This is a genomic window from Alicyclobacillus fodiniaquatilis (assembly GCF_042678105.1).
In the GTDB taxonomy this organism is placed as follows: domain Bacteria; phylum Bacillota; class Bacilli; order Alicyclobacillales; family Alicyclobacillaceae; genus Alicyclobacillus; species Alicyclobacillus fodiniaquatilis.
On the sequence record NZ_JBHUCX010000014.1, the window covers coordinates 39,168 to 56,023 of the forward strand.

At 51.8% G+C, this 16,856-nt stretch carries 15 protein-coding genes; 14 read left to right on the plus strand and 1 reads right to left on the minus strand.

Annotated elements, in window-relative coordinates:
- Window positions 1-48: 48 nt before the first annotated feature.
- A complete protein-coding gene (locus tag ACFSB2_RS04450; protein WP_377941595.1) occupies window positions 49-1,857 on the minus strand; it encodes a terpene cyclase/mutase family protein in 1,809 nt (602 codons plus the stop codon).
- Window positions 1,858-2,129: 272 nt separating this feature from the next.
- Between ACFSB2_RS04450 and ACFSB2_RS04455 the strand changes: the two genes are divergently transcribed.
- From ACFSB2_RS04455 to ACFSB2_RS04520, 14 genes are all read left to right on the plus strand, one after another.
- Complete coding sequence (locus tag ACFSB2_RS04455) at window positions 2,130-2,894, plus strand: SGNH/GDSL hydrolase family protein (RefSeq protein WP_377941597.1); 765 nt, start codon at window positions 2,130-2,132, stop codon at window positions 2,892-2,894.
- A 183-nt stretch (window positions 2,895-3,077) separates the two neighbouring features.
- The gene (locus tag ACFSB2_RS04460) at window positions 3,078-5,177 is read left to right on the plus strand and encodes a hypothetical protein (protein WP_377941598.1); all 2,100 of its coding nucleotides are present in this window, start codon (window positions 3,078-3,080) and stop codon (window positions 5,175-5,177) included.
- 184 nt (window positions 5,178-5,361) lie between these two features.
- Window positions 5,362-6,870 (plus strand): hypothetical protein, encoded by a 1,509-nt coding sequence (locus ACFSB2_RS04465; RefSeq protein ID WP_377941601.1) that lies wholly within the window; start codon window positions 5,362-5,364, stop codon window positions 6,868-6,870.
- 356 nt (window positions 6,871-7,226) lie between these two features.
- Window positions 7,227-8,615, plus strand: coding sequence for an MFS transporter (locus ACFSB2_RS04470; RefSeq protein WP_377941603.1), 1,389 nt, complete (start codon window positions 7,227-7,229; stop codon window positions 8,613-8,615).
- A complete protein-coding gene (locus ACFSB2_RS04475) occupies window positions 8,608-9,249 on the plus strand; it encodes a DapH/DapD/GlmU-related protein (protein WP_377941605.1) in 642 nt (213 codons plus the stop codon). Before ACFSB2_RS04470 ends, ACFSB2_RS04475 begins: the two co-directional genes overlap by 8 nt.
- Complete coding sequence (locus ACFSB2_RS04480; protein ID WP_377941606.1) at window positions 9,246-10,067, plus strand: endonuclease/exonuclease/phosphatase family protein; 822 nt, start codon at window positions 9,246-9,248, stop codon at window positions 10,065-10,067. Before ACFSB2_RS04475 ends, ACFSB2_RS04480 begins: the two co-directional genes overlap by 4 nt.
- A gap of 8 nt (window positions 10,068-10,075) precedes the next feature.
- Window positions 10,076-11,344 carry an alpha-D-ribose 1-methylphosphonate 5-triphosphate diphosphatase gene (locus ACFSB2_RS04485; RefSeq protein ID WP_377941608.1) on the plus strand — a complete coding sequence of 423 codons (1,269 nt, stop codon included), beginning with the start codon at window positions 10,076-10,078 and terminating at the stop codon, window positions 11,342-11,344.
- Window positions 11,341-11,964 carry a 2'-5' RNA ligase family protein gene (locus tag ACFSB2_RS04490; RefSeq protein ID WP_377941611.1) on the plus strand — a complete coding sequence of 208 codons (624 nt, stop codon included), beginning with the start codon at window positions 11,341-11,343 and terminating at the stop codon, window positions 11,962-11,964. Before ACFSB2_RS04485 ends, ACFSB2_RS04490 begins: the two co-directional genes overlap by 4 nt.
- A gap of 226 nt (window positions 11,965-12,190) precedes the next feature.
- Window positions 12,191-12,976 carry a GntR family transcriptional regulator gene (locus tag ACFSB2_RS04495; RefSeq protein ID WP_377941613.1) on the plus strand — a complete coding sequence of 262 codons (786 nt, stop codon included), beginning with the start codon at window positions 12,191-12,193 and terminating at the stop codon, window positions 12,974-12,976.
- Complete coding sequence (gene phnG / locus ACFSB2_RS04500) at window positions 12,927-13,373, plus strand: phosphonate C-P lyase system protein PhnG (RefSeq protein ID WP_377941615.1); 447 nt, start codon at window positions 12,927-12,929, stop codon at window positions 13,371-13,373. The genes ACFSB2_RS04495 and phnG overlap by 50 nt, the downstream gene beginning before the upstream one ends.
- Window positions 13,373-13,987 (plus strand): phosphonate C-P lyase system protein PhnH, encoded by a 615-nt coding sequence (gene phnH / locus ACFSB2_RS04505; protein ID WP_377941616.1) that lies wholly within the window; start codon window positions 13,373-13,375, stop codon window positions 13,985-13,987. The genes phnG and phnH overlap by 1 nt, the downstream gene beginning before the upstream one ends.
- Before the next feature lies 1 nt (window position 13,988).
- Window positions 13,989-15,113: a carbon-phosphorus lyase complex subunit PhnI gene (locus ACFSB2_RS04510; protein WP_377941617.1), complete on the plus strand. Its 1,125-nt coding sequence runs from the start codon at window positions 13,989-13,991 to the stop codon at window positions 15,111-15,113.
- Complete coding sequence (locus ACFSB2_RS04515) at window positions 15,110-15,985, plus strand: alpha-D-ribose 1-methylphosphonate 5-phosphate C-P-lyase PhnJ (RefSeq protein WP_377941619.1); 876 nt, start codon at window positions 15,110-15,112, stop codon at window positions 15,983-15,985. The genes ACFSB2_RS04510 and ACFSB2_RS04515 overlap by 4 nt, the downstream gene beginning before the upstream one ends.
- Complete coding sequence (locus ACFSB2_RS04520) at window positions 15,978-16,850, plus strand: ATP-binding cassette domain-containing protein (RefSeq protein ID WP_377941621.1); 873 nt, start codon at window positions 15,978-15,980, stop codon at window positions 16,848-16,850. The genes ACFSB2_RS04515 and ACFSB2_RS04520 overlap by 8 nt, the downstream gene beginning before the upstream one ends.
- Window positions 16,851-16,856: the final 6 nt, after the last annotated feature.

Genomic DNA, 16,856 nt, shown 5'->3' on the forward strand with positions numbered 1-16,856 from the left:
TCCCTTTTTTAAGCGTAGAAAACGCTGGTAATTGGCTGGAGGGCGGGGTCAACCACTTTCCCACCTTTGCCTAAAAGCGCACAGGGCCATCAGTGGCCAAATGTCAGGGTAGCTGTGATACCGAATATATGCCTGGCCAGCAATGCCGGCGCCCGTGGGGTATTTTTCTCTCCATCCGCCATTCGAATGCGCAGTTGCCACGAGATATTGCGCTGCGCGTGCCATCTCGGGCGTGCACCGCGCAGATGCCGAGATCATCCCCATTAATGCCCAAGCCGTCTGGGAAGCTGTGCTTTGCTTGAGCGGCACGTACACATCCTGCTCGTCACTGCGGCAGGACTCGCCAAAACCGCCATCGGCATTCTGGATGTTTTTAAACCATGACAGGGCTTTTTTCATAGCGGAGTGATCACGCCGAATACCTGAAGCATGGAGCCCTTGTACCGCCATGCAGGTGCCGTAAATAAAGGCGATGCCCCACCGGCCAAACCATGTCCCATCGTTTCGCTGTTGACCTAGCAACCAATTTACCCCATGGGAGACAGCTGCAGTGGCGCGGATGCCCGTGTATCCGATGGTGTGCAGTACACGGCCAGTGAGGTCTGGCGTGGATGGATCGCTCAAAACCTGCTTTAAATCGCCTGTTGGCAGAAGTTTGAGGAACACGTTGTCGCAATTGCGATCAAACGCAGCCCAGCCTCCGTCGTCGTTTTGCATCGTGAGCATCCATTTTGCGCCGTTCTTCCATTGGGATCGCACCATGCGACGAAAGGGATAAAGCGCCATTAACGCAGCAATCGTATCATCTACATCCGGGTACATTGTGTTGATGTTCGAGAACCCCCATCCTCCAGGTTCGGCGTTGGCTGTGTGGTGATGCCAGTCAGACAGTAGATGCTGCTGTCTGGCGAGGAGATAGGCGGCGCCGCGGGTCAATGCATCACTGTTCGGCGGGACGCCAGCAGCGGTCAGCGCGCGCATGGCCAGCGACGTGTCCCAGACTGTGGATGTAAAGAACTGTTGATGCACAAAGGATTTTCGGCGATATGCCATGTCTTTTAGCCCCATGACAGCGCGGGCAATCAGCGGATGGTTGCGCGAATATCCAAACGCTTGCAGCGCGAACACCATCATCACAGTCGCGGAAAGATAACTGGCCAATGTGCCGTTAGGTTCAACGCGCTCCAGCAAAAACGCGCGGCATTTTTCCACCGCGCGTTCATCGCGCAGCGGGATGGCTCGTTGCGGGATTTCAACATCTGGATCAATGAGGTCCATCAGCGTCAAATCCACAGGTAAGTGGTACGAGAAATTCAAATGTGAAAGCAGCATAAGGGATGGCAAATGGATCCGCGCTGGACTCGAGATTTCAAATAAATTGATGGGAGCCGCTTCTTTCCACAGGATCATTTCAATGTGTGGATTGGGCAAGGCGCTCCACGGGAGTTGTCCGGCAACGGCCAAGAACCCTTTGGCAAAGGAAGAAGCGCGGGTGATGCCGCCATGTTTTTGGATACACATTCTTGCCTTCAGCATCTGGGGGGACGTTTTCGGGAAGCCAGCCAGCAGCAGCGCAAAGTAAACAAGCGTCGTTACCGAGAGATCCGATGCTTCTCCAGGGCGTAACGTCCATCCTCCGTCCGCTCGTTGTCGATGTGCCATCGTATGGCATAGATCAGATATCAGTCGATCCGCTGAATCCCCGATGAGCTTGAGGAAAATCACCATGACGGCCTCAGACAATGGCGTGACTTCACAACAGTACGAAAAGCTGCCATCCAATTGCTGATGCGCCAAAATCCGCTTTGTTGTAGCTTCTATGATATTGTCAACTTGATGTTTCTGTTTCTGCAACACCCTCAAATCCCCTTTGCAGCCTGGCATCCAAATGTTTTGCTTGTGCAGTATATGGTCGAATGGGCGAATATGCAGTAGACATCTGCCTAAGACCGGATCCCAGCGCGACGTTCTTGTCCGTTTTGGTGGATGACATCATCAGAAAATCCACTTGCGGAATATCATGAATCATCTTTCAGCGCGATTTGCGCCATTTTGATGCGCGCGGAGAAGGGATATCTGCATGAACGGCACTGTAGATACCACCTGTGAGGGATATAGGGGGTGACAAAATGCCGCGCAATCTCTACTTGGCCTTTGGGGACTCCGTGACAGCTGGATACGGCGCCACACATCCGAGTTTGGCGTTTGTACGCCAAGTGAGTGACTTCACACAACAAAAAGGGTTATCGAAGCGTCCCATCGTCATCGCCAGAAATGGATGGACGGCCAAAGATGTATGGCAAGCTGCGATGATGGTCCATCCAAATATCTGGGAGCAAACGAATATCGCCACCATTATGGTTGGTGGGAATGATCTGCGCAAACTTTTACGCCGTCAGTATTTGCCCATTTTTGGTGGACAAATTTCACCACAGCTGATAGATGATAGAATTCAAGCATTTCAATTTCACATGGATAAATTATGTGCCTTCATACATCAGTTCAAAATCCCGCACGTGGTCGTTGCAACCATCTACAACCCTGTGCCCAATTTTCCGCTGGCCGTTGATGCATTTGAGCAATTAAATGGGGCGATTCGAGAGATTGCAGGGCGGTATTGTTTTGCGCTGGTGGATGTTCACAAGACATACCAGAACAACGAAGCTGATTTCATAGAGGGTTATCGATCAGGGCGTTTTGAAGATTTGGCTTCTCCCATCCGTCGCCCCATTCATCCAAACAACGCTGGTCATCAACAGATTGCCAGTCTCATGACCAGACAATTATCCAGTCCGCTCTCCAAGAAGAAGAATCACTTATCCTCGCTGCATGCTCGCTCTAAAAGGAATTTGCGCTCGGCGAACTTGCGAAAAAAACGATATTCGACCATATGATTTCGCGGTTTTTATTGAAAAATGTCGAAACTATACTTCCTACTAGGTAAATTCTAGGTTAATATGAATGAAAGGGGTTATTTATGGATGCGATGTTTATGCTCTTCAGGGGGATTATAAATACAAAGAAGAAATGATTTACAAAAATGAGACAGATTATGATGATGGTAAGGAGGATTTTGGTTGAATAGAAATCTGAAGGGAATTTTGGCTGGTTTAATTGCCGTCGGGACATTTGTGCCGAATGTGCTCGCGGCAACATCTTCTTCGACCAGCAAACAGTTTATTTCTTCGATCACGCTCGATGAATCGGTCATTGCAAAGCCGTACGGTTTGGTTGCGAAAGAAGGCAGCACGAATACTACATACATGCCAGTTTACTACTTGAACGAAGCGATGAAAGCGGCTGGGTTCACGGCGAAGTGGGATGGCAAGACAAAAACTTGGGCTGTGACAAGTTCCAAGAAGAACTTTGATTTTTCAGGCATCTCAGTAGGGTCAGGCAATACGACCATCACGGTCAATGGCACGGTCGTGAAAAAGGTCAACACCATTTCGCATAAGGATCCGGCTGGCGGTCCGAAGGCGCAAGTGACAACATATGTGCCAATTTATTATGTCAATCAACTGTTGAGCGCCATTGGCGTTCAGAATGTCTGGAACGGTGCGACTCATCAAATGACGGAAAAATCGCCATTGGTTGTCGCGACAGGGACATATGGCGCTGCAAGTGGGGCCGCTAAACAGGTCTCCAAAGACATCTGGGTCAGTGGAAATAACGTGACATTGCAAAACTTGAACGTATCTGGGGATATCTTCTTGGATCCAGGTGCAGACGGCACAGTCAATCTGACCAATGTCACAGCATCAGGCAAGATTGTCGTCTTGTCTGGGGCGGATCACTCCATCCATTTGACTGGCACTACAGCAAACTCAGTGGACGTGCATACGAGTACACCCGTTGATGTCGATGTCAGTGACAGCACGCTGGGCACCATCACGCTGACAGACGGCAGTGGCACCAACACCGTGACATTGAACGTGACAGGTGGCCAAGTTGGCGATGTGAACGACAACTCAGGTGGTCCGGTTGTGCTCAAAGGCGATGGTTACAGCGTCGTGAACGTGGACGGCACCAACACGATTGAAATTACTGGACAAGTACAGAGCCTCAATATCACTGCGGCAAATACGCAAGTTGTGGTAGATTCCGGCGCTTCTGTGGGGACGCTGACGGTCAGCGACAGTGCAACGGGCGTCGCATTGGAGAATAATGGTACAATTACTACGCTGAGCAATTCTTCTTCGACGGCAGTGGATGTTTCGGGCACAGGTACAGTCACCACGACCACTGGATCGACGACAGGCGGGACGACGCCACCGGTAGGTGGAGGCGGTGGTGGTTCGGTTGGGCCGAGTGGACCGCCGACGGTAACCTTGACGGCAGCAGAGCAGGCTACACTTGCGAAAGTTGCAACGGAACTACAGGCAATTCACGATAATTTGACACCTGATGAAATGGCTGCAGTAAAGACGGCTCAAGCCAGTGTGAATGCATTGACGCCGGACGACATTGCTGGGATTCTGTACGGCAAGAATGCGACGTACGATACTTTGCCGGCGGCTAACGAGCAAACGCTAGTAACTGCATTGCAATCTATGCTTCCACTCTATTACACGAGCTTGGAAAGTGATATATCCAGTGATGACGTTCAAAATTTGTATGATGAGATTTGGTCGTTGGATAATAATATCACGGTAGATGATTTATATAACTTCTATAAAGATTTTAAGACCGATTTGATGACACAAGTGGGAGAGGCCCTTCTCTCGGATCAGTCTATATCAGTGACGGATATTGTCTCGACTGCCTTATCAAGTGCGGCTACTGAATCGGGATTTGATGGTCTCTTAACTGAGTATGGATTGCACGTGTCCGACATTCCAGCTATTGAGTCGCAAATGGCGTCTGACATCGCAGGATACACAGCGGCTGAACAAGCGTTGATCACAGCGGCTGGTGAGACAATGTTCAACGTGACTCAGGATGGCATGCATCTGGAACTTACGTTCAGTGCGAATGCGCCAGATGGTCTAAGCGGTACATCTGTTCCAGCAGAATATGTCACGTGGAGTAGCTCAAATCCGAGCGCAGTGGCAATTGATCCGACAACCGGTGTACCCACACTTGTCACATCGGATGCAACAACTGTTCTTACTGCAACAGTTGACGGGTTCACCGTATTCAGTCAAGAATACACAGTGCCAGTGCTGCCGCTATAATGATGGGTAAGTAAAGGCATATCGCCGCCTTTCGAGCTTTCTCGAATGGCGGTTTTGTGTTCTGCGCAGTTCATCGCTGATAGAAGTAGAGTCTTTGCCTATCTATGTAAATAAAACCGAACGACGTTTTATGCTTTCTAGCTAATTATCAAATGTTTTCCATGCAACTATCCAGGAGGAACCCATGTCCAAAACCAAACTTCGCAACACGGCGGCAGTTGCCATCATATCCGCTACATTGGCTACCACTGGCGTCTTCTCTACCATCCCATCCGCCCAAGCAGCGACTTATTCTTCATCTGTAACATCAAGTATTACAACATTGGCTGAACAGATAGAGAATGACTCACAGTTGGTGAACAGCGAATTGGGCCAGGCCGTTGCTGGCCAGACGCTGGCGATGATCACGTCACCATCTTTTGATTGGAATGAAGTGATGTTCGGCACCGATACACTGACCCCGTCTCAATCCGCAACGGCCAGTCAACTGACAGGTGAAGTCAAAGAACTGCTCAGTTTCAATTCGTCAGACGCCACGGGCCTCATCGAATCCATCATCAGCAGTATGCAGTCGTTAAACTCGGCGGTGCAGGCATCCGACGTCGTCACGTTCCTGTCTAACATAGTGAACGGTGCAACGGGGGAATTTTCAACGCTGTCAGGCATTTCAAATGCACAAGACGCGGCTACCCAGATGCACGGAGCTTTTCAAGGGTATCTGTCCAGCGCTTCGTCGGCCATTCAAGCGCTGTTCTCCCCAACTGGTCCTGCGGGAGGGAGTGGAATCGGAGGCGGCGCAGGCGCAGATACCGGCACAACGGATACGGTGCCGACAGGATCTGGCGATGCGTTTACATCACTACTTCAATCTGTGACCGTTGACGCAAGCGCGAAGACCATCCAGGCGCAAGCGGGATCGTCCACCATCGAGGTTCAGGTTCCTGCGGGGGCATTTTCGTCGTCGGAACAGATTTCCGTTGTCTCCGGTACAGCGTCAGATGCGACGAGCTTGTTCACTGCAAATACCACATACAGCAATCTGACGCCGATCAGCACTTTTGGCATCGCGTTTACTGGCGCAACACCGACGTCGCCCATCACGGTGACCGTATCGAGCAGCGACATTCAAGCAGGGGACCAAGTGTTCAAAGTGGGCGCCGACGGTGCTTTGACACCTGTGCAAGCGACCGTGTCAGATGGCCAGGTGACGCTCACCATCACGTCTGATCCCGACTTTGTCATTGCCACAGACGCCTCATCAGCGACAACTGGCGGTGCGACCGGAACAGGGGCTTTACCGAGTTGGAAAGGCTATGGTACGGGCGAGATCGTCGTGGGTGGCACATTGAAGTTCGCAGTTCCGTCGCTGGTGAAGCGCGGCACGACCTACATGCCGATTTGGTACGTGATGCAGACGTTGAAGGGATTGGGCTTCACAACGACATGGAACGGACATGACTGGAAGATGAAGACCCCTGCCACGACGAAGCCGAATCTCTCGAACATCAAAGTCGGCACAGGCACAGCGATTGATTTGAACGGCACCTTGATTGAAAAAGCGCCGTCCATCACAGCGATCGATCCCGCTTCAGGCAAAAAGACGACCTACATGCCGATTTGGTATGTGATGCAGGCGCTCAACCGCGCCAATGTGTCCGATACATGGAAGAGCCCTGTGTGGTCATTTAAATAATTTGTTGTTTATACGCATTCTGCTCAACAAACAAGACGCCAACCGTGTGTTGGGGTCTTGTTTTTGATTGACGCCTCTAACAAGTCGATGGGATGAAGCGGTTTCAATTCGTATGCCAGCGCTGCTCTCTATTCGTTTTCACTTCCACGTCCTTCAGTCAAATTTCTTATCGTTCAAATCTTCCAATCATTCAACGGAATCGAATTAAAACCAAATACACTCTTTACATTCCACACATGTTCTCTACATGTTGACAAGTTAGCCTATAGGCATGACATCGCGCGATGTATGCTCAATGGTCTCAACGTGTAAATCTGTTGCAATCTCATAAAGAGGGACATAGGAGGAATGGACGGATGGCCACAACGGCACCGCATGTGCTGGCACAACTCGACGACAGTCAAGTGCGTCGTCACCATGTTCGCTTGTTTTCGTTGGCGGCGGCAGGGATTTTTGTAGACGGTTACGATTTGAATGTGATTAGCGCGGCTTTGATCAATCTCGTGCCAAACTTACATCCATCGAGTCTGGAAACGAGCTGGTTGAGTACGTCAGCTTTGATTGGCACCGCGCTTGGCGCAGCCTTTCTCGGACGGCTGACAGACCTTATCGGCCGCAAAAAAATGTTCGTCATCGACCTGATTTTCTTCGTAGTTTTCGCACTTGCTTCAGGATTTGCGCCAAACATGCTCTGGGTCATCATCTTCAGATTTTTGCTCGGCGTGGGCATCGGGGCAGATTATCCGATTGCCGCGAGTTATGTCGCTGAAATTATCCCTCGTCGACGGCGCGGCGCATTTTTGGCAGCGACCGTTGGCATGCTCAGTGTCGGATCCATTGTTGCCAATCTGGTCTCTATTTTCATCCTGTCGGTCGATCACGGTCCAACTGCATGGCGATTTATCCTGGCCTCTGGTGCTGTGCCTGCCTTGATTGCCATTCTGATGAGAAGCGCAATGCCAGAGTCTCCTCGTTGGCTGTTGGCAAAAAATCGCGCGCAAACGGCAAGAAGTTCGCTTCGACAAATTGGATTGAGTGATGTCGCCAATTTACCGCCACAGCATTTGAATCGAAAGTACCCATATTGGAAACTGTTTGCGCCCCAATTTATTCGCATCACACTTCTAGTCACCATGTCCTGGTTGCTGTTTGACATTCTTGCATACGGGGTCGGGATTTTCCAACCGATTCTGTTGGAGGGACTCGGGTTTCAGTCGGGCATTCCTGCATTGTTAGGCTCTCTTGCCATCAATATGATTGGCTTTGCTGGCATGCTATTGGCCATTGTGACGATTGAAAGAGTGGGCCGCAAATGGCAGCAAATCATCGGCATGGTCGGCATGGGGCTTGGTTTGCTCTTGGTCGGGGTCATGTCTGCGCATGGCACAAATGGGTTGCCTGTCGGCGCGTTGCTCGCCGTCTTTGGGCTGTACAGCCTCAGTGATAACTGGGGGCCAAGCGCAACGACGTATACCTCTCCTGCTGAACTTTATCCGACTGCTTTGCGAGCGGGTGGGCATGGGCTCGCGGCGATGTCAGGCAAAGTTGGCGCTGCCATCGGCACGTTCTTCCTCCCCATCGTGAAACAGGCGGTCGGCGTCTCGAACCTGATGTATCTGCTCGCAGGCGTGGCGGCGCTTGGCGCGATTGTCTCGATTGCCTTCGGTGTCGAAACGAAAGGTGGACAATCGTTGGAGGACATTGAAGAGAAGATTGTCGCCAAAAGGGGAGAGATCAATGTATGAAGTGACTCGTCACCATGCGGGAGATAAACAAAAACTGGGGCTGCAACCACGCGTGCATGAGACGGCAAGTGTCATCGAGAGCGTGCTCGGCAGTTGGGTTGACATTGGGCGTGGCAGCAGCATTTATTTGTCGATGATAGGTGATTACAGCTACACGGCTGGCGATGCGCAAATCGTTTACACAGACGTCGGCAAGTTCTGTTCCATCGCCTCGTATGTGCGGCTCAACCCAGGCAATCACCCAACGTGGCGCGTGTCACAGCATCATTTCTCGTATCGAAAAAAAGACTATGGATTTGATAGTCAGGACGATGAGGGATTTTTCGAGTGGCGTAAGGAACATCGCGTCACCATCGGTCACGATGTCTGGATTGGGCATAACGCGACGGTCATGCCGGGTGTGAAAGTAGGGACGGGCGCGGTTATCGGCGCTGGGGCGATTGTGACAAAGGATGTCGATCCCTACGCCATTGTTGTGGGTGTGCCTGCCAAACCGCTTCGTCCGCGGTTTCCGAAAGAAGTGGCGGACAAATTGCTCGACATCGCCTGGTGGGACTGGCCTAGAGAGATGCTGGAAGAAAGGTTCGATGACTTTCTGCATCTCGAACCATTTTTGGAGAAGTATGCGCGATGAACGAGCGGCCGCCAATTCGCATTTTAAGCATCAATACCTGGAAATGCGACGGTGACTACGAACTGCGCATGCAGGCGCTTGTCCGACAGATGATGTCCGTTGATCCGGACATCATCACCATTCAAGAGTCGTTTCGAACGACGGACGGAGCAATTGATACAGCGGCTTTATTGGCGAGCAAGTTTGGCATGCAATACAGGTTCGCTCAGGCGCGGCGCAAAATTCGCACATTCAAAGCGAGGGAGATCGAGAGCGACAGTGGGCTGGCGACATTGTCACGGCTACCTATTCTTGCAGCAGAGCGGCTTGTGCTGCCGACGGATTCCCCAACTGAAGAGCGCGTCGCGCTGCTCACGACCATCGACTGGCATGGCGCGCTCGTAAACATCGCAAATGTGCACTTCACGCATTTGCCAGACAGGTTGCCACTCAAGCGGGCGCAGCTCGGCGCAGTGCTTGACGCGTTGGCGGCAGACGATGAGATGGTTTGCCGCATAAAGTTGATTTGCGGCGATTTCAATACACCGCTATCGCAACGAGAAGAGCTCCTTTCCGGCCAAGATACATGGACTTTTTTGGACAGCTACGTGTTGGGTGGTGGACCGTCGGATCGCGCGACCATACGCGGCATCGGCGTGGATTGGCCCGAACCAGTATGTATTGACTATATTCTGTACGCGCGAAAATCTACTGAATCCGTGCGCGTCCGCTTCGAAACTTCCGCCATCGTACTGAATCAACCTGACGAACACACTGGTGTATTTCCGAGTGATCACTTTGGTGTCATGACAACGATGAGTTTCTTAAATGGAGGGTGAACTTTCTCATGGGGAGCGAACATGTCGTTGCGGGGAACATTGTCACACCGACAGGCATCGTCGAGAACGGTGCCGTTGTCATTCACGATGGGAAAATCGTCGATATCGATGAGATGCCGCGCCAATATCGCACGCAATTTGCAGAAGAAACGGGCGTCAAATGGGTGTTGCCGGGGATGATTGACACTCATAGCGACGCCTTCGAAACGGAAATGCAGCCGCGGCCCGGCAGTGTCTTTCCCGTTGAGATATCGTTTCATGAAATGGATAGAAAACTGGCTGCGCAAGGGATTACGACCATCTACCACGCGTTGAGTATGTTCGCGGACAACGCGAGCGATTGGGCAAGGCAGAATGAGACGGTGAAGCGGATCATGCTCGATATTCGTCAACTGTCTGGAGAAAACGCGCTGATACGTCATCGCCTTCATCTGCGCTTCGAAATCACGAATATGGCAGCAGTCCCTTATGTCGAGGAACTGTTGGCCTCGAAGTGTATCGAGCAAGTGTCGTTTATGGATCATTCGCCGGGACAAGGGCAGTTTCGCAGTCTCGAGCATCAGAAAAGGCTGATGATGTCCAAATACGCGATGTCTGCGGCGCAGGCAGATGAGATGTTGGCGAAGCGTCTGTGTCAAGCCAAGGTGAGTATTGAAGAATTGGGTCGACTTGCATCGATTGCAAAGGACTACGGCGTTCCGCTCGCTTCGCATGACGACGACTCTGTGGAAAAACTGGACTTGATGCGCGATTGGGGTTTGGCCATCAGTGAATTTCCAGTTGAACTCGATGTCGCTATCGCGGCTAAACAAAGAGGATTGGCGGTTGTGATGGGCGCGCCGAACGTGGTCCTCGGCAAATCACACAGCAACAACGTGTCCGCTTTCGAAGCCATTTCACATGGCGCGGTAGCCGCGCTCTGCTCCGACTACTATCCACCCTCCATGCTCCAGGCGGTCTTTTTCCTCTATCGCAACGGCATGCCGATGGTAGAAGCGGTCAAACTTGTCTCATTAAACCCAGCAAGGGCGCTCGGCATCGACGGTGCGCTTGGATCTATCGAGATCGACAAAACAGCTGATTTACTGCAAGTTCGTGAGCGTCGTCAAATTCCATCCATAGAGGAGGTCTATGTGGGCGGAAATTTGGTCTGCAAGATGTCTTATCAGAAGTTGGCGATGGAGGCGGTGGGGAAAGTGATGGTAGATGACGTTTGTTGCATGAATGTGTCTGCAGACACACATGAACAATCCGCTGCAAATGGGGCGTTGCGATGAAAATAGGGTTTGCGGTGATACCCGATGACGGATTGCTCGATGCGCTCATCTCCTTCCAGGCTGCCATGCGCGGCACAATCGCGTGGGAGCCGAGGTTGAGTCGCACTGGCAATCTACCTCATATCACGCTCATTCAGGGCGATTTTAAGTCCGGGTTCCAATATGTAGATATTCTACACGATCTCCATGCCTATCTAGCCCGCTTATCCACCAGTCCACTGGTTGCATCCGTACAAGAAATCTTCTATCAGCCTGTCGGATGGTATTTTGTACGAGTCCAGAAGGAACCATGGCTCATCCACTTGCACACTTACCTATTTGATCTCGTCAAAACCGCCATGACGCAAGGCAACATCACGCCAGACCAAGCGCGCTGGTATACACCACAAGAGTTACAAAACCATCGACAATATGGTTATCGCTATATTGGCGATGCTTATTTGCCGCACATCACCCTCGGGAGATGTGCGGATGCCGCGCAGTCGGACTTGATTGATGCTTTGAATCGACAATGGAAACAACGAAATCTCGATACGCCGCAGTTGATGACAAATTTGACTGTTTATGAAATGGGTGAACATGGCGCGCATGCCAGAACGCTCGTAAGTCTATCTATTTGAACGCGTGCAAGCCATGATTTCTTGTGGTGATTTTCACTCAATTTTTACGCAATATTTATCATTCCTTTGCACATCCAACATGTCGACAAGTTACCTTGTTTACGCAAGCAGAAGGACGGTTTGCACAGAAACAATATCGGCGCGCTGCCGAACCAAAGGATGCAGTTGGGAACCATCTCCACTCTAGTCTGAAGGTTGTCTAGATATCTCAACAGGAGGTTCCAAAGTGATCGAACGTGACAGTGGTATGCCGTACTACTTACAGATGGCTGATTATCTGATGCAGAAGATTGAAAGCCATGAGTATCGCGTTGGGGACAAGATTCCTTCGGAATTGGAACTGTCGAAGCTGTTTCACGTCAATCGACACACAGTGCGGCAAGCGATTGCCAAACTGGCGAGCATAGGACTTGTGACAACGGTGAAAGGTCTAGGTTCGTATGTGAAATCAAGTCCTGTGATTCCCTATCAGCTCTCACAAAGAACTTGCTTCACAGAGAATGTCGGTCGTTTGGGCAAATCTCCGAAGAGTGAATTACTAGACTGGAGCAGAGATTTTCCCACCGACCACGAACAAGCGCAATTGGGACTGTCTGGACACGAAGCGGTCTACCGGCTGGATATTTTAAGGTCAATCGATGGAACACCGTATTCTTTGTCGACGACCGTGTTGCCTGAAAATTTGGTGCCGGTTTTGGAGAGGCACTTGGACGGGTTTCACTCACTCTATCACATTTTGGAAGTTCATTATCGATTCCGGCCGATCCGCCTGCGTTCCATCATCAAGGCGACATGCTGTACGCCGCGGGATGCCATGTATCTGCCAGAGGAGATCCCCATCATTCATGTCGAGAGCTTGGGGATTCACCCAATCACGCGCGCGCCCGTGGAAATCGCCATTGGACGCACACGCGGAGATATGAATGAGATGGTTGTTCAATTTGAAAATGGAGGCGAACCCTGTGAATACAAGGCAACGGACGAAAATCTTGAGCGAAGTTTCACTTCGTGAACTAGAGCCTTGGCTGATGAAAGTAGAGCGGATGGCAGATATCCAAGTGGTGAAATCGCCACAAATGGGCTTGGTGATGATGCGGGCCAAGGAGAGTGTCGAACAGGAAATATTCAATGTGGGTGAAGTTTTGGTGTCAGAGTGCACCGTGATGGTGGATGGACAACTTGGCTATGGCGCCGTCATGGAGAATGATGTGGAGCGCGCGCGGGCACTGGCGATTTTGGATGCGGTCTTTCATGCGAGCAACCCCGTCTGGCAGGACTTACAGCAGCAACTGGACGGATGGCTCCTCGCGCGACAGAGCCAACAAGACGAAGCTTGGCGCCGGGATTTTGCGAAGATTCAACGCAGCTTGGTGAACTTTGATTTGTTGGAAGAGGTGGATAACGACTGATGGCGACACTTTCATTTCCAACCCTGTCGGAAGCGGAGTGCGGCACACAAGCGTTGTTTCGCACGTTGTTGGACTGTATGTCGAGGCCAGGGAAGATCGCTAGCATCGCTGCGTCGGATGTGGTCGTTGAGACCGAGCTTGACCCATGCGTGATGAGTGTGGCTTTGACTTTGCTAGATCAAGAAGTGACGTTCCACATTGTCCGTGATGCGGGGGGCAGTTCCTCGATGCTGCAGGTGTACACGATGGCCAGAGTGGCGCCGTTGGACCAATGTGACTTTGTGTTTATGCGGGGAACCGATGACCTGGATGTCGGCAGTCTGAAGCGAGGTGTCCTCGCCTATCCGGATGAGAGCGCAACCGTCGTCTGTCTCGTAAATCAAATGTCGGGCGCGGCGCTGTATCCATCCGGCACCATCAAATTTACACTCTCTGGTCCAGGCATCAAAGACCAGACTCAACTCTATTTGGGCGGGATCGACGAACAGTTGGTCTCATTGTGGCAAGGCGCAAACCGGGAATATCCGCTCGGCATCGATTGGATTCTGGTTGACAGGATGGGCCATGTCTGTTGTGTTCCCCGCAGTACAGCGTTCACATGGGAGGTGATGTGAGATGGCTTACGTTGCAGTTCGAGGTGGACAACGCGCCATTGACGAAGCGGAGCGACTCATGAAGTACTACAGATTGAAAAATGGGAGCCTACCCATTTCAGTGCAACAAATTCGCGATCAGATGCGGTTAGCGGTGGATCGCGTCATGAGTGAAGGTTCGCTATACGCTCCAGATCTGGCGGCCATTGCGTTGAAACAAGCGGAAGGAGACACATTAGAAGCGTCATTTTTACTGCGCGCGTTTCGTTCCACACTCCCCAGAAACCTGTATTCCCTACCCGTAGATACTACCCAGATTCGCATGATCCGGCGCGTTTCCGCGACGTTTAAAGACATCCCAGGCGGACAGTTTCTCGGTCCGACACGCGACTATACAAAACGCCTCATCGAATTTTCCTTGCGTGAGGAAAGCGAGGAAGATGTCAAAGACTTCTTGGCTGAGTACATGGGCGAAGACAACGTGCCAGATACGTTGCCGGAATTTCCGCGCGTTGTGGATTTGCTGCGCGCGGATGGTCTGCTGGAAAATCGCGGTTTGCATAAGGTCGGACAATGGGGTGCGGACGCTATTTTTCCGGAACCAGAGGATGTCGGCGACATCACGCGTCAACCGATACGCTTCCCAGCCTCGCGCGCTGTGCGGATGCAATCGCTGAGCCGGGGCGAGCAAGGCGCGCTCCTCGCTTTCGCTTACTCCAGCGCACGTGGATATGGATTTATTCACCCCACGCTTGGTGAACTCCGCGTCGGCTATGTTCCGCTCGAAGTGCCGCATCCGATTTATGCAGAGGAGACCATCGTGGTTGGCTGGGTGCTCGTGACAGAAGCTGAGATTGTCGCTCGCATGGAAGAACAAGCGGATCAAACACGCCCGCAGTTTTCGTTGGGATACGGATTCTGTTTCGGACACAACGACGTCAAGGCGATGTCCATGGCGACATTGGACCGCTCGATGGTATCGGAAGGGGCCACAGCGCCAGCAGAGGATGAGGAATTTGTGCTCTATCACATCGATGGCATCGAATCGTCAGGATTTGTATCACACTGGAAATTGCCTCACTATGTCGATTTTCAAGCAGATATGAACCGTCTGCAATCCATTCAGGAACGGAGGGGTAGAGCGTGAACAGCAACTACAACTTCGCTTTTCTCGACGAAGGGACAAAACGGGAAATCCGGCGCAAACTGCTGAAAGCTGTTGCCATACCGGGCTATCAAGTGCCGTTTGGCTCCAGAGAATTGCCCATCGCCAGAGGGTGGGGAACGGGCGGACTGCAAATCACGTTTTCAATTGTTGGCCAAGCGGATGTGGTCAAGGTGATTGACCAGGGGGCAGACGACAGTGTCAACGCATGCAATTTGCGCGACTTGATTGAGGAGACTACCGGCTGCGCCACCACCACCGATACACTCGAGGCGACGATTGTGCAGACGCGCCATCGGATTCCTGAAGAGCGCATGACGAGGGAACAAATCCTCGTGTTTCAAGTGCCGTATCCGGAGTCGCTGCGCTTTGTGGAACCGAGCGAGCGGGAGACCAGGCGGATGCACGCTGAGGCCGATTACAGCAAACTCTGGGTGTTTCTTTATGAAGATATTGTGCGCTGGGGCGAGATCACGCTGGCACATCGCTATCCCGTCATGGTCAACCAGCGCTATATTATGGACCCGTCCCCCATTCCACGGTTTGACGTGCCGAAGCTCCATCAGGCCGACACGCTTTTCTTATTCGGGGCTGGTCGTGAAAAGCGCATCTACGCGATACCACCATTTACGGATGTTCAACCATTGCAGTTTCACGATTATCCATTTCATGTCGAAGATTTTCAAGGCGCAGGTTGCGCGGATTGTGGCAGCGCAAATTCATATCTAACCGAGGTCTATGAGCGCAAGCGCAACGTCAAGCGGTATGTTTGTTCGGACACGAGCTATTGCATGAAGCGACAGGCGCAGCAAGCAGGCTCGAACGTCGTCATCGGGGGGCTTTGGCATGAATGAAGCAATAGCGCGCAAAGCGGTCGCCATCGAGGAACGGCCGATGTTGGCGGTGCAGGGGCTGACGAAAATTCACGGTCGCGGTTGCCCACATTGTCTGGAACTGACCGGACCGGCGATGGGAGGGAATCGCTGCCCACAGTGCGGTTCGATTGTCGCGTGCGCAGACGTCAATCTCACCGTCTATCCAGGCGAGATCGTCGGTATCGTCGGCGAAAGCGGATCAGGCAAAAGCACGTTGATGAAGTGTCTCCACTTTGACGAGCCACCGACAACCGGCAGCGTTTATTTGAGCAAAATGGAAGATGGACACGCCAATTTATTCGATTTGAGCCTGCAAAAGAAGCGGTGGGTCTGCAACCACTTGATTGGGATTGTGTATCAAAATCCGATGATGGGCTTGCGGCTTGATTTTAGCAGCGGGGGGAACATTGCGGAAAAGCTCATCGCGGCGGATTGGTATCATATCGGCGACATTCGTGAGCGGGCTGGATATTTGCTGAAACGAACGGAGATCCCGCTGGATCGGATGGATGATTTGCCGAAGAATTTCAGCGGCGGCATGCAACAACGCGTGCAAATTGCCAAAGCGTTGGCGAACGATCCGCCGCTGTTGCTGCTGGATGAAATTACGACCGGACTGGATGTGTCTGTACAAGCCCAGATCCTCGATCTCATTCGCCAACTGAAACGCGCGCTCGGCATCACCATGGTGGTGGTGTCCCACGACTTCGGTGTGATTCGCATGTTGACGGAGCGAACCTTTGTGATGAAAGACGGCCGTGTGGTGGAGCAGGGGCTCACAGATCAAATTCTGGAGGATCCACAACATCCGTATACGCAATTGCTTGTCAATTCTATGCTTTAAGGCGGT

What these genes read in the sequence shown, in the direction of transcription:
- ACFSB2_RS04455 (WP_377941597.1), top strand. Translation starts at nt 2,130, where the DNA reads ATGCCGCGCAATCTCTACTTGGCCTTTGGGGACTCCGTGACAGCTGGA.
- ACFSB2_RS04465 (WP_377941601.1), top strand. Translation starts at nt 5,362, where the DNA reads ATGTCCAAAACCAAACTTCGCAACACGGCGGCAGTTGCCATCATATCC.
- ACFSB2_RS04470 (WP_377941603.1), top strand. Translation starts at nt 7,227, where the DNA reads ATGGCCACAACGGCACCGCATGTGCTGGCACAACTCGACGACAGTCAA.
- ACFSB2_RS04475 (WP_377941605.1), top strand. Translation starts at nt 8,608, where the DNA reads ATGTATGAAGTGACTCGTCACCATGCGGGAGATAAACAAAAACTGGGG.
- ACFSB2_RS04480 (WP_377941606.1), top strand. Translation starts at nt 9,246, where the DNA reads ATGAACGAGCGGCCGCCAATTCGCATTTTAAGCATCAATACCTGGAAA.
- ACFSB2_RS04485 (WP_377941608.1), top strand. Translation starts at nt 10,076, where the DNA reads ATGGGGAGCGAACATGTCGTTGCGGGGAACATTGTCACACCGACAGGC.
- ACFSB2_RS04490 (WP_377941611.1), top strand. Translation starts at nt 11,341, where the DNA reads ATGAAAATAGGGTTTGCGGTGATACCCGATGACGGATTGCTCGATGCG.
- phnH (WP_377941616.1), top strand. Translation starts at nt 13,373, where the DNA reads ATGGCGACACTTTCATTTCCAACCCTGTCGGAAGCGGAGTGCGGCACA.
- ACFSB2_RS04510 (WP_377941617.1), top strand. Translation starts at nt 13,989, where the DNA reads ATGGCTTACGTTGCAGTTCGAGGTGGACAACGCGCCATTGACGAAGCG.
- ACFSB2_RS04520 (WP_377941621.1), top strand. Translation starts at nt 15,978, where the DNA reads ATGAATGAAGCAATAGCGCGCAAAGCGGTCGCCATCGAGGAACGGCCG.